The organism is Sanguibacter keddieii DSM 10542 (genome assembly GCF_000024925.1).
Classification (GTDB): Bacteria; Actinomycetota; Actinomycetes; order Actinomycetales; family Cellulomonadaceae; genus Sanguibacter; species Sanguibacter keddieii.
The window spans coordinates 1,153,985-1,169,591 of sequence record NC_013521.1 but is presented as its reverse complement, the minus strand read 5'-3'; the positions used below and the strand labels follow the sequence as shown (position 1 = coordinate 1,169,591).

At 70.2% G+C, this 15,607-nt stretch carries 14 protein-coding genes; 2 read left to right on the top strand and 12 right to left on the bottom strand.

The genetic code is table 11. From position 1 onward, the window contains the following. Positions 1-119: 119 nt before the first annotated feature. Entirely contained in the window at positions 120-1,148 is a 1,029-nt protein-coding gene (locus SKED_RS04945) for a LacI family DNA-binding transcriptional regulator (RefSeq protein ID WP_012866029.1), read from the top strand. On the opposite strand, the gene SKED_RS04940 is transcribed toward SKED_RS04945, so the two are convergent. The 3 genes from SKED_RS04940 to SKED_RS04930 are packed head-to-tail and all read right to left on the bottom strand — an operon-like array spanning position 1,138 to position 4,798. Continuing rightward, a complete protein-coding gene (locus tag SKED_RS04940) occupies positions 1,138-2,148 on the bottom strand; it encodes a carbohydrate ABC transporter permease (RefSeq protein WP_042437787.1) in 1,011 nt (336 codons plus the stop codon). The two genes, SKED_RS04945 and SKED_RS04940, sit on opposite strands and share 11 nt — an antisense overlap. Continuing rightward, a complete protein-coding gene (locus SKED_RS04935; RefSeq protein WP_012866027.1) occupies positions 2,145-3,140 on the bottom strand; it encodes an ABC transporter permease in 996 nt (331 codons plus the stop codon). Before SKED_RS04935 ends, SKED_RS04940 begins: the two co-directional genes overlap by 4 nt. Further along, a complete protein-coding gene (locus tag SKED_RS04930) occupies positions 3,137-4,798 on the bottom strand; it encodes an extracellular solute-binding protein (RefSeq protein WP_052293871.1) in 1,662 nt (553 codons plus the stop codon). Before SKED_RS04930 ends, SKED_RS04935 begins: the two co-directional genes overlap by 4 nt. 353 nt (positions 4,799-5,151) lie before the next feature. On the opposite strand from SKED_RS04930, the gene SKED_RS04925 reads away from it, so the two are divergent. Then, complete coding sequence (locus SKED_RS04925) at positions 5,152-8,076, top strand: beta-glucosidase family protein (protein WP_012866025.1); 2,925 nt, start codon at positions 5,152-5,154, stop codon at positions 8,074-8,076. Positions 8,077-8,172: 96 nt separating this feature from the next. On the opposite strand, the gene nucS is transcribed toward SKED_RS04925, so the two are convergent. The 9 genes from nucS to atpE all read right to left on the bottom strand — a co-directional run bounded on the left by nucS (position 8,173) and on the right by atpE (position 15,538). Next, complete coding sequence (nucS, locus tag SKED_RS04920; RefSeq protein WP_012866024.1) at positions 8,173-8,868, bottom strand: endonuclease NucS; 696 nt, start codon at positions 8,866-8,868, stop codon at positions 8,173-8,175. A gap of 55 nt (positions 8,869-8,923) precedes the next feature. Then, complete coding sequence (locus tag SKED_RS04915) at positions 8,924-9,349, bottom strand: DUF2550 domain-containing protein (protein ID WP_012866023.1); 426 nt, start codon at positions 9,347-9,349, stop codon at positions 8,924-8,926. A gap of 27 nt (positions 9,350-9,376) precedes the next feature. Continuing rightward, complete coding sequence (locus tag SKED_RS04910) at positions 9,377-9,658, bottom strand: F0F1 ATP synthase subunit epsilon (RefSeq protein WP_012866022.1); 282 nt, start codon at positions 9,656-9,658, stop codon at positions 9,377-9,379. A 46-nt stretch (positions 9,659-9,704) separates the two neighbouring features. Next, positions 9,705-11,186: a F0F1 ATP synthase subunit beta gene (gene atpD / locus SKED_RS04905; RefSeq protein WP_012866021.1), complete on the bottom strand. Its 1,482-nt coding sequence runs from the start codon at positions 11,184-11,186 to the stop codon at positions 9,705-9,707. A 100-nt stretch (positions 11,187-11,286) separates the two neighbouring features. Continuing rightward, positions 11,287-12,183: a F0F1 ATP synthase subunit gamma gene (locus SKED_RS04900; protein ID WP_012866020.1), complete on the bottom strand. Its 897-nt coding sequence runs from the start codon at positions 12,181-12,183 to the stop codon at positions 11,287-11,289. Positions 12,184-12,186: 3 nt separating this feature from the next. Beyond that, positions 12,187-13,818, bottom strand: coding sequence for a F0F1 ATP synthase subunit alpha (gene atpA / locus SKED_RS04895; protein WP_012866019.1), 1,632 nt, complete (start codon positions 13,816-13,818; stop codon positions 12,187-12,189). A gap of 87 nt (positions 13,819-13,905) precedes the next feature. Beyond that, the gene (locus tag SKED_RS04890; protein WP_012866018.1) at positions 13,906-14,721 is read right to left on the bottom strand and encodes a F0F1 ATP synthase subunit delta; all 816 of its coding nucleotides are present in this window, start codon (positions 14,719-14,721) and stop codon (positions 13,906-13,908) included. Beyond that, on the bottom strand, positions 14,721-15,302 hold the full coding sequence (locus tag SKED_RS04885) for a F0F1 ATP synthase subunit B (protein ID WP_042437784.1): 582 nt from the start codon (positions 15,300-15,302) through the stop codon (positions 14,721-14,723). Before SKED_RS04885 ends, SKED_RS04890 begins: the two co-directional genes overlap by 1 nt. Beyond that, positions 15,302-15,538: a F0F1 ATP synthase subunit C gene (gene atpE / locus SKED_RS04880; protein ID WP_012866016.1), complete on the bottom strand. Its 237-nt coding sequence runs from the start codon at positions 15,536-15,538 to the stop codon at positions 15,302-15,304. Before atpE ends, SKED_RS04885 begins: the two co-directional genes overlap by 1 nt. Positions 15,539-15,607: the final 69 nt, after the last annotated feature.

The following is a 15,607-nucleotide window of genomic DNA, read 5'->3' as shown; positions in this document are numbered from 1 at the left end:
GGCGAAGATCCGTCGAAGCGCTGTCCCTGACGGCCGCGCTCGCCTACGCTGACCCTGCGCCCAGCGCACGTCTGCCGCTCTTCTGGGCGCAGACCGCCCGTCCGACCGAGGAGCACCCCGTGGCCACCATCGACGACGTCGCCCGCACGGCCGGCGTCTCCACCTCGACCGTGTCCTACGTGCTGAGCGGCAAGCGCCCGATCTCCGCGCCCACGCGGCTGCGCGTCGAGAAGGCCATCCGCGAGCTCGGCTACCGACCGCACGCCGGCGCCCGGGCCCTCGCCTCGAGCCGCACCCAGGTGATCGCGCTCATGGCACCGTTGCGTGTCGACGTGGACGTGAGCGTCATCATGCAGTTCGTCACCGGTGTCGTGACCGCCGCGCGGACCTACGAGCACGACGTGCTGCTCCTCACCCAGGACGACGCCGCCGGCCTGGACCGGGTGGCGAGCGGGTCGATGGTCGACGCGCTCGTGGTCATGGACATCGAGGACGACGACCCGCGCGTGCCGCTGCTCGCGACGCTGCGCCAGCCGACGGTGCTCATCGGCCTGCCGCACGAGGCCGCCGGCCTGAGCTGCGTGGACCTCGACTTCGAGGGTGCCGGCCGGCTGGCCGTCCGGCACCTCTCCGCTCGGGGGCACCGGGCCGTCGGCCTGGTGGGCTCGCCGCCCGCGGTGCTCGAGCGCCACACCTCGTACGCCGAGCGCATCCTGCGGGGGTTCCGCAGCGAGGCGCAGGCGCTCGACGTGCAGGCCGGGCACGTGGCCTGCGAGTCCTCCCCGAGCGGCGCGCGCGCCGCCGTCGACAGCCTGCTCGCCGCCGTGCCCGATGTCACCGCCGTCGTGGTCCACAACGAGGTCGCCCTCCCGTTCGTCGTCTCCGCGCTCCACGACCGCGGGCTGCGCACACCGGAGGACGTCTCCGTCCTCGCGGTGTGCCCGCCCGAGGTGGCCGAGTCGCAGCCTGTCCCGCTCAGCTCGATCGACCTCCCGGCGCACACCATCGGTGCGGTGGCCGTCGAGATGGTCATGGCCCGTCTGGACCAGGACCACCCCGCCGAGACCCGGCTGCTCACCCCGCGGGTGGTCGACCGCGGGAGCGTGCACGACCGGTCGGCCGTGCCCGAGCCGGGTGTCAGCCCTTGATCGCCCCGAAGATCACGCCCTTGGTGAAGTGGCGCTGCACGAAGGGGTAGACCAGCAGGATCGGCACGATCGCGAGGACCATCACGGCCATCTGGATCGGCAGGCCCGTCACGGCGCCCGACGCCACGTCCACCTGGCCGGTGCCGCTGCCGGGCAGCGTCACCCCCTGCAGGACGTAGGAGCGCAGCACCAGCTGGAGCGGCCACTTCTCGTTGTCGTTGATGTAGAGGATCGCGTTGAAGAACGCGTTCCAGTACCCGACGCCGTAGAACAGCGCGACGACCGCGGTCGCCGCCTTCGACATCGGCAGGACGAGCGACCCGAGGATGCGCCAGTCCCCCGCGCCGTCGATCCGCGCGGCGTCGAGGATGGCGGGCTCGATCCCCATGAAGAAGTTCCTCAGGATGAGCACGTTGAACGCCGAGACCGCCCCGGGCAGGATGAGCGCCCAGTACGAGTCGATGAGGCCCAGCTCGCTCACCAGCAGGTAGGTCGGGATGAGACCCGCGCCGAAGAACATGGTGATGAGGAAGACGAAGAGGATCGGCCGGTGGCCGAAGGAGTTCGACCTCGAGAGCCCGTAGGCCGCGAGGATCGACACCACGGTCGAGATGACCGTGCCGACCGCGGTGATCCCGATGCTGACGAGCGTCGCCCGGGTGACGATGCCGCCGCTGAGGATCTGCTTGTAGGCGTTGATCGTCAGCTCACCGGGGACGACCACGAGACCGCCGGCGCGCAGCGTCTCGGCCTGCGTCGACAGGCTGGTGAGCACCACGGTGTAGAGGGGGAAGACGACGACCAGGACCATGACGACGAGCGTGAGGAACTTCAGGCTCGCCCCCACGGGCGTCGGCGGCTCCTCCCAGACGGGACGGTGCTGCGAGTGGAACCGGCGCCGGCGACGGGGCGGCGGCGGGCCAGACCCGCGCTGCTCGTCGCGGACGTCGGCCGGGAGGACGGCCACGGAGGCCGAGAGCTCAGGTGATTGTCCGCTCATGCTCGCTTGTACACTCCCGATTCTCCGAAGACGTGCGCCAGCTTGTTCGCCCCGAGGACGAGCAGGAGGCTGACCACACCCTTGACCAGACCTGCCGCGGCCGCGAAGCTCCAGTCGCCGTACACGACGCCCTGGTAGTAGACGAAGGTGTCGATGACCTCGGACACCTCCGCACCGACCGCGCCGCGCTGCAGGATGAGCTGCTCGAACCCGACGGTGAGCGCGTCGCCCAGACGCAGGATGAGCAGCAGGATGATGACCGGCTTGAGGGCCGGGAGCGTGATGTGCCACATCCGTCGCCACCGGCTCGCACCGTCGACCGCCGAGGCCTCGTAGAGCTCGGGCGAGACCGTGCTCAGCGCGGCGAGGAAGATGATGATCCCCCAGCCGGCGTCCTTCCACACGGACTGCATCGTGATGAGGACGAGGAACGTGTCGGGGTTGGTCATGAGGTCGAAGCCCTGGTGACCGTGCGCCCGGAGGGTCTGGTTGATGAGCCCGGCGCCGCCGAAGATCTGCTGGAACAGCGTCACCACGAGCACCCACGAGAAGAAGTGCGGCAGGTAGACGATCGACTGGATCGTGGTGCGGATCCGCGGCGTGATCACGGAGTTCAGCAGCAGGGCCAGGACGATCGGCACCGGGAAGAAGAACACCAGCTGGAAGGCGGTGATCGTCAGGGTGTTGCCGACCGCGTTGAGGAACAGCGGGTTGCTGAACACGCGCTCGAAGTTGGACCAGCCCGCCCAGGTGCTGTTGACGAACCCGGAGTAGGGCGAGTAGTTCTGCCAGGCGATGACGTTGCCCAGCATCGGCACGTACGCGAACACGACCAGCAAGCCGACGGCCGGCAGCGTCATGATGAGCAGCGAGCGGTCCCGCCGCAGCCGGGTGCGCCAGCCGATCTTCCGCTGGACGACCGGCGGGCGCGCGGGCGGGGCAGGTTCCGCCGCCCCGCTCCGCGCCCCGTCCTTCACGTCGGGCGCCGTCACTGCTGGTCCAGGATGTCCTGGTAGAAGGCGCGCAGCTCGTCGCCGCCCGAGGACTTCCACGTCTCCACGGCGGAGTCGAGGTCGGAGATGGACTTGCGCCCGCGCGAGATGTCCTTCTCGAGGTCGACGAAGGGCTGCCCGATCGAGGCGTACTGCTGGGGCTCGGAGATCTGCTGGCCGTAGAACACCGGGTCGGTGATGAACTCCGAGGCAGCGGCCTGCCAGTTCGACGACGCCTCGACGTACCCGGGGTACTGGACGCGGGTGTTCGCGATCGGCCCGTCGACGAGGAACATGTAGGTCGGCTGGAGCTCGGTCGCCGCGAGGTCGGTCGGGACCGGCATCCCCTGGTCGTCCCGGGTGAAGTGCACGCCCTCGACGCCGTTGGCGACCACGTCGAACTCGGTCGTGCCGAAGGGCGCCGCGAGGACGTCGGCGAGCGAGAGCAGCTCCTTGATGCGCGCCTCGTCGTCGGACTTCTTGAGGAACGAGAAGATGTTGGCCGGGTTGCCCTTGAACAGGACCGGCGTCCCGCCGTCGGCGGCGAAGGGCAGGAACGGCTCCTGCCAGAAGTCGGGGTTGCTCGCGAGGTTGTCGCGCAGCGCCTCGTGCCACGAGCCGAGGCCGTCGTTGGCGATCACGGTCTTGCCGGACTGGAAGCGCTGCTTGGCGTCCCCGCTCTGGTCGGCGACGGCGTCCGGGTGGACCACGCCCGCGGCGAAGACCGCGGCGTTCCACTCGAGGGCCGCACGGTACTCCTCGCTCTCGACCCGGTGCACCAGCTTCCCGGCGTCGTCGAGCTTCCACTTGGGCGGGACCGCGTGGATGATCGCGGCGGTGTTCCAGAGGTCCTCGGTGCCCCAGCGCCCCGCGCTGGAGTCGGTGAGCTCGACGGCCAGGTCGATGAGGTCCTGGCCGGAGCGCACGTCGGGCGTGATGCCGAGGCCGTCGAGGACGTCCTTGCGGTAGAAGACCGCGTCGGTGAGGATCTCGCCCGGGAACGGCAGCCCGTAGAGCTTGCCGTTGAACACACAGAACTTCCAGGCGTCGGTCGGGATGTTGGCCAGGTTCGGGTACTCCTTGACCTTGTCGCCCCCGAGGTACGGGCTGAGGTCCTGGAACACGTTGCCGACGATCTCGCTGCCGAAGCGCGGCGGCAGGTTCCAGGTCGGCACGCAGACCCAGTCCGGGACGTCGCGCGAGGAGGCGAGCACCGTCGCGAGCTTGTCGCCGTAGGTGTTGCCGTCGGTGATCTGGAAGTCGATCGTCGAGCCGAGCAGGTCGTTGACCGCGGCGTAGTACTGGTTGCCGGACTTCGGCGGGATGGTGCCCCACAGCGGGGTCATGGCGGTGAAGGCGGTGCCCTTGCCCGGCGGGGTCGGGACCGACTGGACCAGCTCGGTCGGCAGGACCGAGAAGCCGGGGGTCGAGCCGTTGACGCTCGGGAAGTCCGGGGTGACGTAGTCGACCGGGACGTAGGTGGGGATGACGTCGGTGCCGGCGGCGACAAAACCGGTCGTCGGGGCCTGCCCGGAGCCTCCGCAGCCGGACAGCAGCGACGGGACGCCGACGACGGCGGCACCCGCGGCGAGCATCCCGAGGAAGGACCGACGGTTGACGTCGATGTCCATGAGGGTACGGGGGGTTCTGGTGTTCATGAGGGCGTCCTTCACTCCGGTGTGTGGTTCGCGGCACGTCGCTGTGCGTCTCAGGTGGTGCGTCTCTCGGGCGCTGCGCCTGGCGCGGCGCTCTCGAGGTGGTGCGGGGAGCGGGCCCGGACCGGGCTCGCGAGCGTCGAAGCGGTTCGACGAGTGGGACTCTACGACAGATGCCGGGATCCGACAAGGGTTCGTGGTCCCCACCCAGAAACCTTCCAGAGGCTCGGCATCTGGCCCCGCAGACGACGTGCCGTCGTGCTCGCCCAGGTCCGGGCGACCGCATCTGCGCACCTCCTAGCCATCGAACCGTTTCGAGGGCTAGCCTGTCCCCACCCGAACGAAGGACGACCACCGTGCGACCTCTGGCAGACGACGACGTCCAGCCGACCACACCGACGGCCACCCTCGAGCCGTCGGACCACGCCTTCTCACGACGCGCCCGTGCGCTCGTCGAGCAGATGACCACCGAGGAGAAGATCGCCTCGCTCCACCAGGTGTCGCCCGGGGTCCCCCGGCTCGGCCTGGCACCGTTCCGCACCGGCACCGAGGCGCTGCACGGCGTCTCGTGGCTCGGCACCGCGACGGTCTTCCCGCAGCCGGTCGGGCTCGCCGCCAGCTGGGACACCGACCTCGTGCGCCGTGTCGGTGACGCCGTCGCGACCGAGGTCCGCGCCAAGCACGCCGCCGACCCGACCGTGAGCCTCAACGTCTGGGCACCCGTGGTGAACCCGCTGCGCAACGCGCTCTGGGGACGCAACGAGGAGGGCTACTCCGAGGACCCGGCGCTGACGGCCGAGATCGCGACCGCCTACTGCCAGGGGCTCCGGGGCGGCCACCCCGCCTTCTGGAAGACGGTGCCCACCCTCAAGCACTTCCTCGCCTACAACAACGAGGTCGACCGCGCCGTGACGAGCTCGGGGCTGCGGCCCCGGGTGCTGCACGAGTACGAGCTCCCCGCCTACCGCGGACCGGTCGAGGCTGGCGTCGTGGGCGCCGTCATGCCGTCCTACAACCTCGTCAACGGCCGCCCCAACCACGTGGCGCGCGAGCTGCTCGACGAGCTGCGCTCGTGGACAGACCGCTCGCTGCTCGTGGTCTCGGACGCGGCCGCGCCCACCAACCTCGTCGAGGCCGAGCGCTACTTCACCTCCGAGACGGACTCGCACGCCGCGGCGCTGCTCGCCGGCGTCGACTCCTTCACCGACCACGACACGGAGTCGGGGCCCACGGTGAAGCACGTGACCGCCGCGCTCGAGGCCGGTCTGCTCACCGAGGAGGACGTCGACCGTGCCGTGGTCCGGCTGCTCGAGCTCCGGCTGCGCACCGGTGAGCTCGACCCGGGCCTCGACCCCTACGCGGGCATCACCGCCGACGAGATCGACCTCCCCGAGCACCGCGCTCTCGCCCGCGAGGCGACCGCAGCGGGTGTCGTGGTCCTCGCCAACGACGGGGTCCTCCCCCTCCTGGGCCCGGACCGTGCCGCGCCGACGCGCCTGGCCGTCGTCGGTCCGCTCGCCGACCGGGTGCTCCACGACTGGTACTCGGGCACTCCCCCGTACCTGTCAGACCTCGCCACCGCCCTCGGTGCGCGGCTGTCCAGCACCGAGGTGACCGTCGTGGACGGGTCCGACCGTGTCGGGCTCCGTGCGCGCAGCACCGGCACCTACCTGTCGGTGAGCGAGCCGGACGGGACCGTCACCGCGACCGCCGACCGGTGCGGCCCGGCGGAGGAGCTCGACGTGACCGACTGGGGGCACGGCGTCGTCACGCTCCGCAGCGTCGCGACGGGCGCGCTGCTGAGCGGTGGGCGGTGGATCGTCCGCGCGGACGCGAGCCGCGTCGGCGGGTGGGTCGCGCAGGAGACCTTCCGGCTGCACCGTCACCCCGACGGGGCGTGGTCGGTCCAGCACGTCGGCTCGGGCCGGTGGCTCCGCGTCCAGCACGAGGCACGCACCCTCGTGGCCGACGCGAGCACCGTCGAGTCCGCCGAGCGCTTCGACCTGCGGACTGTCCGCTCGGGCGAGGCCGCGGTCGCGGAGGCCGCAGCGGCCGCCGACGTGGTCGTCGTCGCCGTCGGCAACGACCCGCACGTCCACGGGCGCGAGACCGAGGACCGTCCCGACCTCGACCTCCCGCGCGCGGCCCGCGCTCTGTGGCGGGCGGCGCGCGAGGCAACCGACCGCGCCGTGCTCGCGGTCGTGTCGAGCTACCCCTACGCGCTCGGCGAGATCGCCGACGAGGCCGCCGCCGTCGTGTGGTCCTCGCACGCCGGCCAAGAGCTCGGCCCGGGTCTGACCGACGTGCTCGTCGGCGACGTCGAGCCGCGCGGTCGCCTCGCCCAGACCTGGGTCGCACGCACCGAGGACGCGGGCGACATCCTCGACTACGACGTGGTCGGCGCCCGCAGCACGTACTGGTACGCCGACACCCGCCCGCTGTACGCCTTCGGCCACGGGCTCGGGTACTCGACGGTGGAGTACGGCGAGGTCACGGCCGCGGTCTCGACGCTGCAGGTCCAGGTGGACGACGAGCTCGCCGACGACGCGGGCCCAGCCCGGCCGACCGGCCAGGTACCGGCCTTCGAGGTGTCGGTCCAGGTCGAGAACACCGGCTCCCGCACGATCCACGAGACCGTCCAGGTCTACGTGGCGCTGCCGTCCGGGCATCCGGCGGGCTCCCGGCGCCGCCTCGGAGGGCATCGCCAGGTGACCCTCGCGCCGGGCGAGGTCCGGCGGGTCGACGTGACCGTCGCCCCTGCCGCGCTCGCCACCTGGGACGCACGCGCCGAGCGCTGGCACACCGAGCCGGGGAGCTGGACCCTCGAGGTCGGCCGGTCGAGCGCCGACGTCCGGGCCCGCGCCACGGTCACGGTCGCCGGCCCGGCCTACCCCGACCTGGTCAGCGGGTCCACGGTCGACGCCGTCGCCTACGACACCGAGTCCGCGAGCGTCCTCGCCCCACGGACCTCGTCCCACGGCACGGTGGTGGGCATCCGGCCCGGCGCACGCTCGGCCACCGTCACCTTCGACCGCGTGGACCTCACCGACGTCGGCACGGTCGTCGTCGAGGCCGCCCGCTGGGGCGCCGGCCGTGCTGGCATCGAGGTGACGCTCCCCGACGGCACGCGGCACACCCTGCCTGCTGCCGACGCTCCCGACCCTGCCGACGACGCCTGGGCATCCGTCGAGGTCACCGTCCCGGAGACGAGCCGCACCTGCGGCACGCTCACCGTCCGTCTCGAGGGCCCCGCCCGCCTCGCCCGTCTCACCCTCCGCTGATCACCGACGAGGTACGGGGCGCGCCGGCGAGGTACCTCCTGGAGGCCCTCGCCGTCGCGCCCCGTACCTCGGGAGGAGTGTCGGGCGGGGGTGGGGTCAGAAGAGGCGGGAGTCGACGTCGTCGACGCCGCGCATCGCGTCGTAGTCGAGGACCAGGCAGGTGATGCCACGGTCGGTCGCGAGGGTGCGGGCCTGCGGCTTGATCTCCTGGGCCGCGTAGACGCCCCGGACAGGGCGGAGCATCGGGTCGCGGTTGAGGAGCTCGAGGTAGCGCGTGAGCTGCTCGACGCCGTCGATGTCGCCACGGCGCTTGATCTCGACGGCGACGGTGCCGCCGGAGGCGTCGCGGGCCAGGATGTCGACCGGGCCGATCGCGGTCGGGAACTCGCGGCGGACCAGGGAGTGCCCGGTCCCGAGGAGCTCGATCTGCGCGGCGAGCATCGCCTGCAGGTGGGCCTCGACGCCGTCCTTGATGAGACCCGGGTCGATGCCGAGGTCGTGCTTGGAGTCGTGGACGATCTCGTGCAGCTCGATCTCGAGCCGGTCGTCGCTCTTCGCGTGCTGGACGGCCCAGACCTCGGTCACGCCGCGCTCGACGGCCTCGGCGTCCGGTGCGGAGACCAGCATGGAGCAGGGCGGGCTCATCCAGTTGAGCGGCTTGTACGAGCCGCCGTCCGAGTGCAGCAGCACGCTGCCGTCGGCCTTGACCACGAGAAGGCGTGTCGCGAGCGGCAGGTGCGCCGAGAGCCTCCCCGTGTAGTGGGCCGAGCACCGGGCGACGACAAGACGCACAACAGACTCCTAGGTCGGGTTCGCAGGGTGTCCGAGCCAGGCCGGTCGAGCCTGCTCAGACGACGTAGTGACGGATGTTCGGCGGTGCCGCCTCGATCCACGAGGCGAGGCCCGCATAGGCACCGGAGGACATCGTGAGGTCGAAGACCATCTCACGGTACCGGCACTGCACGAGGTACAGGTCCGGCTGGCCGGCCTGGTCGAGCGGCACCCGGCCGGTCACGACGAGGTCGTCGCGCAGCCACTCGTGCTTCGGCGCCGGCCACAGGGACCGGGCGCGCCACCAGACGAGCCTGTCGGCGCGGTAGACGCCGAAGCCTGAGCTCCAGGGCCCGCCGGCGACGTCGTCGGTCCGCAGCCGCAGCGATGCCTCGAAGGAGCCGATGTGGCCGGACAACGCACGGAGCCGTGAGAACACCAGGGCCGCTCCGAGCACGGCTGCCAGGAGCAGCCCTGCAAGGACGACCAGAAGTGTTCCCACGGCTCCGTCAGTTCCCGTCGTCTGCCGTCAGCGCTTCGTGCCGATGGAGACGTCGAGGTCAGACGCGTCCACGACGATGGTCACCGCGTCGGAGTCCACCGAGAGGAAGCCCCCGGAGATCCCGACCGTGACGTCGTCGCCGTCGATCGCGGTGACCCGCACGACGCCGTCCCGCAGGACGGACAGCAGCGGGGTGTGGCCGGCGAGGACGCCGATCTCACCGTCGGCCGCGGGTGCGCTGACCTGCTTGGCCGCGCCGGACCAGACCTTGCGGTCTGCTGCGACGAGGTCGACCTCGAGCTGTGCCACGTGATTCTCCTTGAGTTCGGTGCGGGTCTGTCAGTCGAGCACAGCGTCAGACGCCGTACTCCTTCTGGATCCGCGCCCAGTTGCGCTCGAGGTCCTCGAGCCCACCGATGTTGAAGAAGGCCTGCTCGGAGATGTGGTCGAACTCTCCGTCGGCGATCTTCGAGAACGCCTCGATGGTCTCCGAGAGGGGGACCGTCGAGCCGGGCACGTTGGTGAACTGCTCGGCCATGTACGTGTTCTGCGAGAGGAACTGCTGGATGCGGCGCGCACGCGACACGACCGTCTTGTCCTCCTCGGAGAGCTCGTCGACACCGAGGATCGCGATGATGTCCTGCAGCTCCTTGTTGCGCTGGAGGATCTGCTTGACGCGCGTCGCGGTGTCGTAGTGCGCCTGGCCCACGTAGCGGGGGTCGAGGATGCGCGACGACGAGGCGAGCGGGTCGACGGCCGGGTAGAGACCGCGCGAGGCGATCTCTCGGGAGAGCTCCGTCGTCGCGTCGAGGTGCGCGAAGGTGGTCGCCGGCGCCGGGTCGGTGTAGTCGTCGGCAGGGACGTAGATCGCCTGGAGCGACGTGATCGAGTGACCACGCGTCGAGGTGATGCGCTCCTGCAGCTGACCCATCTCGTCGGCGAGGTTCGGCTGGTAGCCCACGGCGGACGGCATGCGGCCGAGCAGCGTGGAGACCTCGGAACCGGCCTGCGTGAAGCGGAAGATGTTGTCGATGAAGAGCAGCACGTCCTGCTTCTGCACGTCGCGGAAGTACTCCGCCATCGTCAGAGCAGAGAGGGCCACGCGAAGACGCGTGCCCGGCGGCTCGTCCATCTGGCCGAAGACGAGGGCCGTCTGCTTGATGACGCCCGACTCGGTCATCTCCTCGATGAGGTCGTTGCCCTCACGGGTGCGCTCGCCGACACCGGCGAACACCGACACACCGTTGTGGTTGTTGGCCACACGGTAGATCATCTCCTGGATGAGGACGGTCTTGCCGACACCTGCACCACCGAAGAGACCGATCTTCCCACCCTGGACGTACGGGGTGAGGAGGTCGATGACCTTGATGCCGGTCTCGAACATCGCGGTCTTCGACTCGAGCTGGTCGAATGCCGGGGGCTTGCGGTGGATCGGCCAGCGCTCGGTCACCTCGATCTGCTCGCCCGGCTTCGCGTTGAGCACGTTGCCGGTCACGTCGAAGACGTGGCCCTTGGTGACGTCGCCGACGGGGACGCTGATGGGCGACCCGGTGTCGGTGACGACGGCGCCGCGGACGAGGCCGTCGGTCGGCTTGAGCGCGATGGCACGGATGAGGGAGTCACCGAGGTGCTGGGCGACCTCGAGGGTGAGCGTGAAGGACTGCTCCCCCTCGCCCTGGGCCGAGAGGTCGATCTCGACCGTCAGGGCGTTGTACATGTCGGGGATGGAGTCGGCCGGGAACTCGATGTCGACGACCGGACCGATGACGCGGGCAACACGGCCCACGCCGGGTCCAGCCTGGGAACCGGCCGTGGCTTCGACGGACGTGGCGGTCATTACTGGCCTCGCTTCGCTGGGCCGGAGGTGAGTCCGGCGGGGTCTGTGCAGTGTGATGGTGCTGATGTCCTGGGGACGGTGACCGCGCGGTGCTGAGCGGTCACGATGCCGCCAGTGCGTCGGCACCGGAGACGATCTCGCTGATCTCCTGGGTGATCTCACCCTGGCGCGCCTGGTTCGCGAGCCTGGTGTACATGCGGATGAGGTCCTCGGCGTTCTCGGTGGCCGTGTGCATGGCCCGCTGGCGCGATGCCAGCTCCGAGGCGGCCGCCTGCAGCAGGCAGCTGAAGATGCGGCTGCGGACGTACCGCGGCAGCAGCCCGTCGAGGACGGCCTCGGGCGAGGGCTCGAAGTCGTACAGCGGCAGTGCCGCTGCAGGCTCCGAGGGTGCCACGCCGTCGACGATCTCGAGCGGGAGCATCCGGATGACCCGAGGACGCTGGGTCACCATGTTGACGAACTGGGTGTGCACCACGTGCAGCTCGGCGACACCGCCCTCGTCGGCCGGGGCGAGGAACGCCTCGAGGAGCGTGTCGGCGATCTGCTCGGCCTCTTCGGCGTCAGGAGCGTCCGACCCACCGGTCCAGGAGCCCACGATCGTGCGACCGCGGAACTGGTAGTAGGCGAGCGCACGACGACCGCTGACGTAGAGCTGGACGTCCTTGCCCTCGGCGGTGAGCTGCTCGATGAGCTGCTCCGCCTCGCGGATGACGCTGGCCGAGTAGGCCCCCGCCATGCCGCGGTCGGACGCGACGAGCAGCACCGCGGCGCGGTTGGTGTCCGTGCGCTCGGACGTCAGCGGGTGGCTGACGTCCGAGTGCGTGGCCACGGCCGACACGGCCCGCGTGATCGCGGTCGCGTACGGCTGCGCCGCGGTCACCCGCGCACGCGCCTTGCCGATGCGAGACGCCGCGATGAGCTCCTGGGCACGGAACATCTTCTTGAGCGACTGCGTCGACTTGATCCGCGCCTTGTAGACGCGCTGGTTGCCTGCCACGCGTCAGGCCTTCTTCTGCCGGACGATCTGCTCCTGCTCGACGTGAGCAGCCTCGTCCTGCTCCTCGTCGCCGCCGACGAGCGGCGACCCGTCACCCTTGAGGAAGCCGTTGCGGAACTCGTCCACCGCGGAGGTCAGGGCCGCCTCGGTGTCGTCCTCGAGCTTGCCCGACGACTTGATGGTCGTGAGCACCTCGGTGTTGCGGCGCAGGTGGTCGATGAGCTCGGCCTCGAAGCGGCGCACGTCCTCGACGGGCACGTCGTCGAGCTTGCCCTTTGTACCAGCCCAGATCGACGCGACCTGGTCCTCGATCGGGTACGGCGAGTACTGGGGCTGCTTGAGCAGCTCGAGCAGGCGCGCACCACGGGCGAGCTGAGCACGCGACGCGGGGTCGAGATCGGACGCGAACATCGCGAAGGCCTCGAGCGACCGGAACTGCGCGAGGTCGAGCTTGAGCGTTCCCGAGACCTTCTTCATGGCCTTGATCTGCGCGGAGCCACCGACTCGCGAGACCGAGATGCCGACGTCGACAGCGGGGCGCTGGTCAGCGTTGAAGAGGTCGGACTGGAGGAAGATCTGACCGTCGGTGATGGAGATGACGTTGGTCGGGATGTACGCCGACACGTCGTTCGCCTTGGTCTCGATGACCGGGAGACCGGTCATCGAGCCGGCACCGAGCTCGTCCGAGAGCTTCGCACAGCGCTCGAGCAGGCGGGAGTGCAGGTAGAAGACGTCACCCGGGTAGGCCTCGCGGCCCGGCGGACGACGCAGGAGGAGCGACACGGCACGGTACGCCTCGGCCTGCTTCGACAGGTCGTCGAAGATGATGAGGACGTGCTTGCCCTCGTACATCCAGTGCTGGCCGATGGCCGAGCCGGTGTACGGCGCGAGGTACTTGAAGCCCGCGGGGTCGGACGCGGGAGCCGCGACGATCGTCGTGTACTCGAGCGCGCCGGCCTCTTCGAGGGCGCCGCGGACCGACGCGATGGTCGAGCCCTTCTGGCCGATCGCCACGTAGATGCAGCGGACCTGCTTCGAGGGGTCCCCGGTCTCCCAGTTCTCCTTCTGGTTGATGATCGTGTCGATCGCGATCGCCGTCTTGCCGGTCTGGCGGTCACCGATGATCAGCTGACGCTGACCACGGCCGATCGGGATCATCGCGTCGATGGCCTTGAGGCCGGTCTGCAGCGGCTCGTGGACCGACTTGCGGGCCATGACGCCGGGAGCCTGGAGCTCGAGGGCACGGCGGCCGACGGTCTCGATCTCGCCGAGCCCGTCGATCGGTGCGCCGAGCGGGTCCACGACACGGCCGAGGTACCCGTCACCGACGGCGACGGAGAGGACCTCTCCGGTGCGGCGGACGACCTGTCCCTCTTCGATCCCGGTGAACTCACCGAGGATGACCACACCGATGGTGCGCACGTCGAGGTTCAGGGCCAGGCCCAGCGTGCCGTCCTCGAATCGCAGCAGCTCGTTGGCCATCGCGCCCGGAAGTCCTTCGACCTGAGCGATGCCGTCACCAGCCAGGACGACCCGGCCAACTTCCTCTGTGACGACAGACTCGGGCTCGTAGGACTTCACGAAGCTGTCCAGCGCGGCCCGAATCTCGTCGGGCCGGATCGTCAGCTCAGCCATTGCTTCTCTCCTGTCGTGGCCGCGTGTGCGGTCGAACGTTCATGTCTGTGGTGCCGGGTGTCACCGGCTGTGGACCGCTGGTCCTGGTCAAGAGGCCAGCTGCCGTCGGGCGGCTGCGAGCCGGCTGAGGACCGTCGAGTCGACGACGTCCGAGCCGATCTGGATGCGCAGCCCGCCGACGACCGTCGGGTCGACGGTCACGTTGAGCTGGACGGCCGACCCGTAGGCCTGCTCGAGCAGTGCTGCGAGCCTGTCCTGCTGGGTGGCGCTCAGCTCGGAGCCGGAGGTCACCGAGGCGACCTTGCGGGAACGGCGCTTCGCGGCGATCTCGCCGACACGGCCCAGGGCCGGGACGAACCGCTCGCCGCGAGGCTTCGCGGTCGCCCGGCGGCAGATCGCGACCGTCACCGGGTCCGCCTTGCCGACGAGGATGTCGTCGACCAGCTTCACGCGGCGTGCCGGGTCGGTGCTGCTGTCCGAGAGCGCCTGGCGCACCTCGCGCTGACCGACCAGCGTGCGGGTGATCTGGAACAGCTCGTGCTCGACCTTCGCGAGGTCGCCACGTGCCTCGGCCGAGGCCAGGTACGCGTCGATCCCCAGGATGTCGACGGCGTCGACGAGGTCACCCTCGTGCGACCACCGCGAGGTCACGAGGTCGGCGACCGCGTCGACCGTGTGCTGGTCGAACGCGCTCGACAGGAGGTTGCGCACGAGGCCCGCCTTGTCCGCTGCGGGACGTGACGGGTCTGCGAGAGACCGGCGCAGCGCCCCGGAGGCGTCGAGTGCGTCGACCACGGCGAACAGCTGGTCACCGATGGTGTAGGCCTGCTCCCCCGCAGCCGCGAGCACCGGCGCGAGCCGGAGCTGTGCGGCGTCGAGAGACGCCTGGCTGGTCCCGCGCATCACTTCCCCTTAGGTGCGGTGGTCAGGGCCGATGCCTCGAGCTCGTCGAGGAAGCGGTCGACCACACGAGACTGACGTGCCGTGTCCTCGAGGGACTCGCCGACGATCTTGGAGGCGAGCTCGGTGGCGAGCGCGCCGACGTCGTTGCGCAGCGAGGTGGACGCCTGCTGGCGCTCCGCCTCGATCTGACGCTGGGCGGTCTCGAAGATCCGTGCCGACTCCTCGGACGCCTTGGCCTTGGCCTCGGCGACGATGGCCGTGGCCTCGCCGCGTGCCTCCTCGCGGATGCGTGCGGCGTCGGTGCGAGCCTCCTGCAGCTGAGCCTTGTACTGGGCGAGCAGCGCGTCGGCCTCGGCCTGGGCGTGCTCGGCCTTGCTCAGGCCACCCTCGATCTTCGCGGTGCGCTCGTCGAGGATCGCCGTGAACTTCGGCAGGACCAGCTTGTAGAACATCAGGCCGACAGCGACCATGACGACCGCCGACCAGACGATGTCGTAGCTGGCGGGCAGGAACAGCTGGATCCCGTCGACGTCGCCCTCTGCGGCGGCCAGGACGGCCACCTCTGCGGTGAGGGCTGACATCACGCGGTGAAGAGGAAGCCGGCGACGATGCCGAGCAGGGCGAGCAGCTCGACGAAGGCGACACCGATGAACATGGTGGTGCGGAGCTGGCCGGCGACCTCAGGCTGGCGAGCCATGCCCTCGACGGTCTTGCCGATGAGGATACCCAGACCGATACCCGGGCCGAGCGTGCCGAGACCGTAACCGATGGTCGCGATGTTTCCGGTGAGCTCGGCGAGAGTGGTGGTGGTGTCCACTGGGGTGTTCCTTCCGTTGGGCGCCCGTGTCCGGGCGTCATGTGGGACGTGCTACGCGTCGTGCGTGGT

What these genes read in the sequence shown, in the direction of transcription:
- SKED_RS04940 (WP_042437787.1), bottom strand. Translation starts at nt 2,148, where the DNA reads ATGAGCGGACAATCACCTGAGCTCTCGGCCTCCGTGGCCGTCCTCCCG.
- SKED_RS04930 (WP_052293871.1), bottom strand. Translation starts at nt 4,798, where the DNA reads ATGAACACCAGAACCCCCCGTACCCTCATGGACATCGACGTCAACCGT.
- atpD (WP_012866021.1), bottom strand. Translation starts at nt 11,186, where the DNA reads ATGACCGCCACGTCCGTCGAAGCCACGGCCGGTTCCCAGGCTGGACCC.
- atpA (WP_012866019.1), bottom strand. Translation starts at nt 13,818, where the DNA reads ATGGCTGAGCTGACGATCCGGCCCGACGAGATTCGGGCCGCGCTGGAC.
- SKED_RS04890 (WP_012866018.1), bottom strand. Translation starts at nt 14,721, where the DNA reads ATGCGCGGGACCAGCCAGGCGTCTCTCGACGCCGCACAGCTCCGGCTC.
- SKED_RS04885 (WP_042437784.1), bottom strand. Translation starts at nt 15,302, where the DNA reads ATGTCAGCCCTCACCGCAGAGGTGGCCGTCCTGGCCGCCGCAGAGGGC.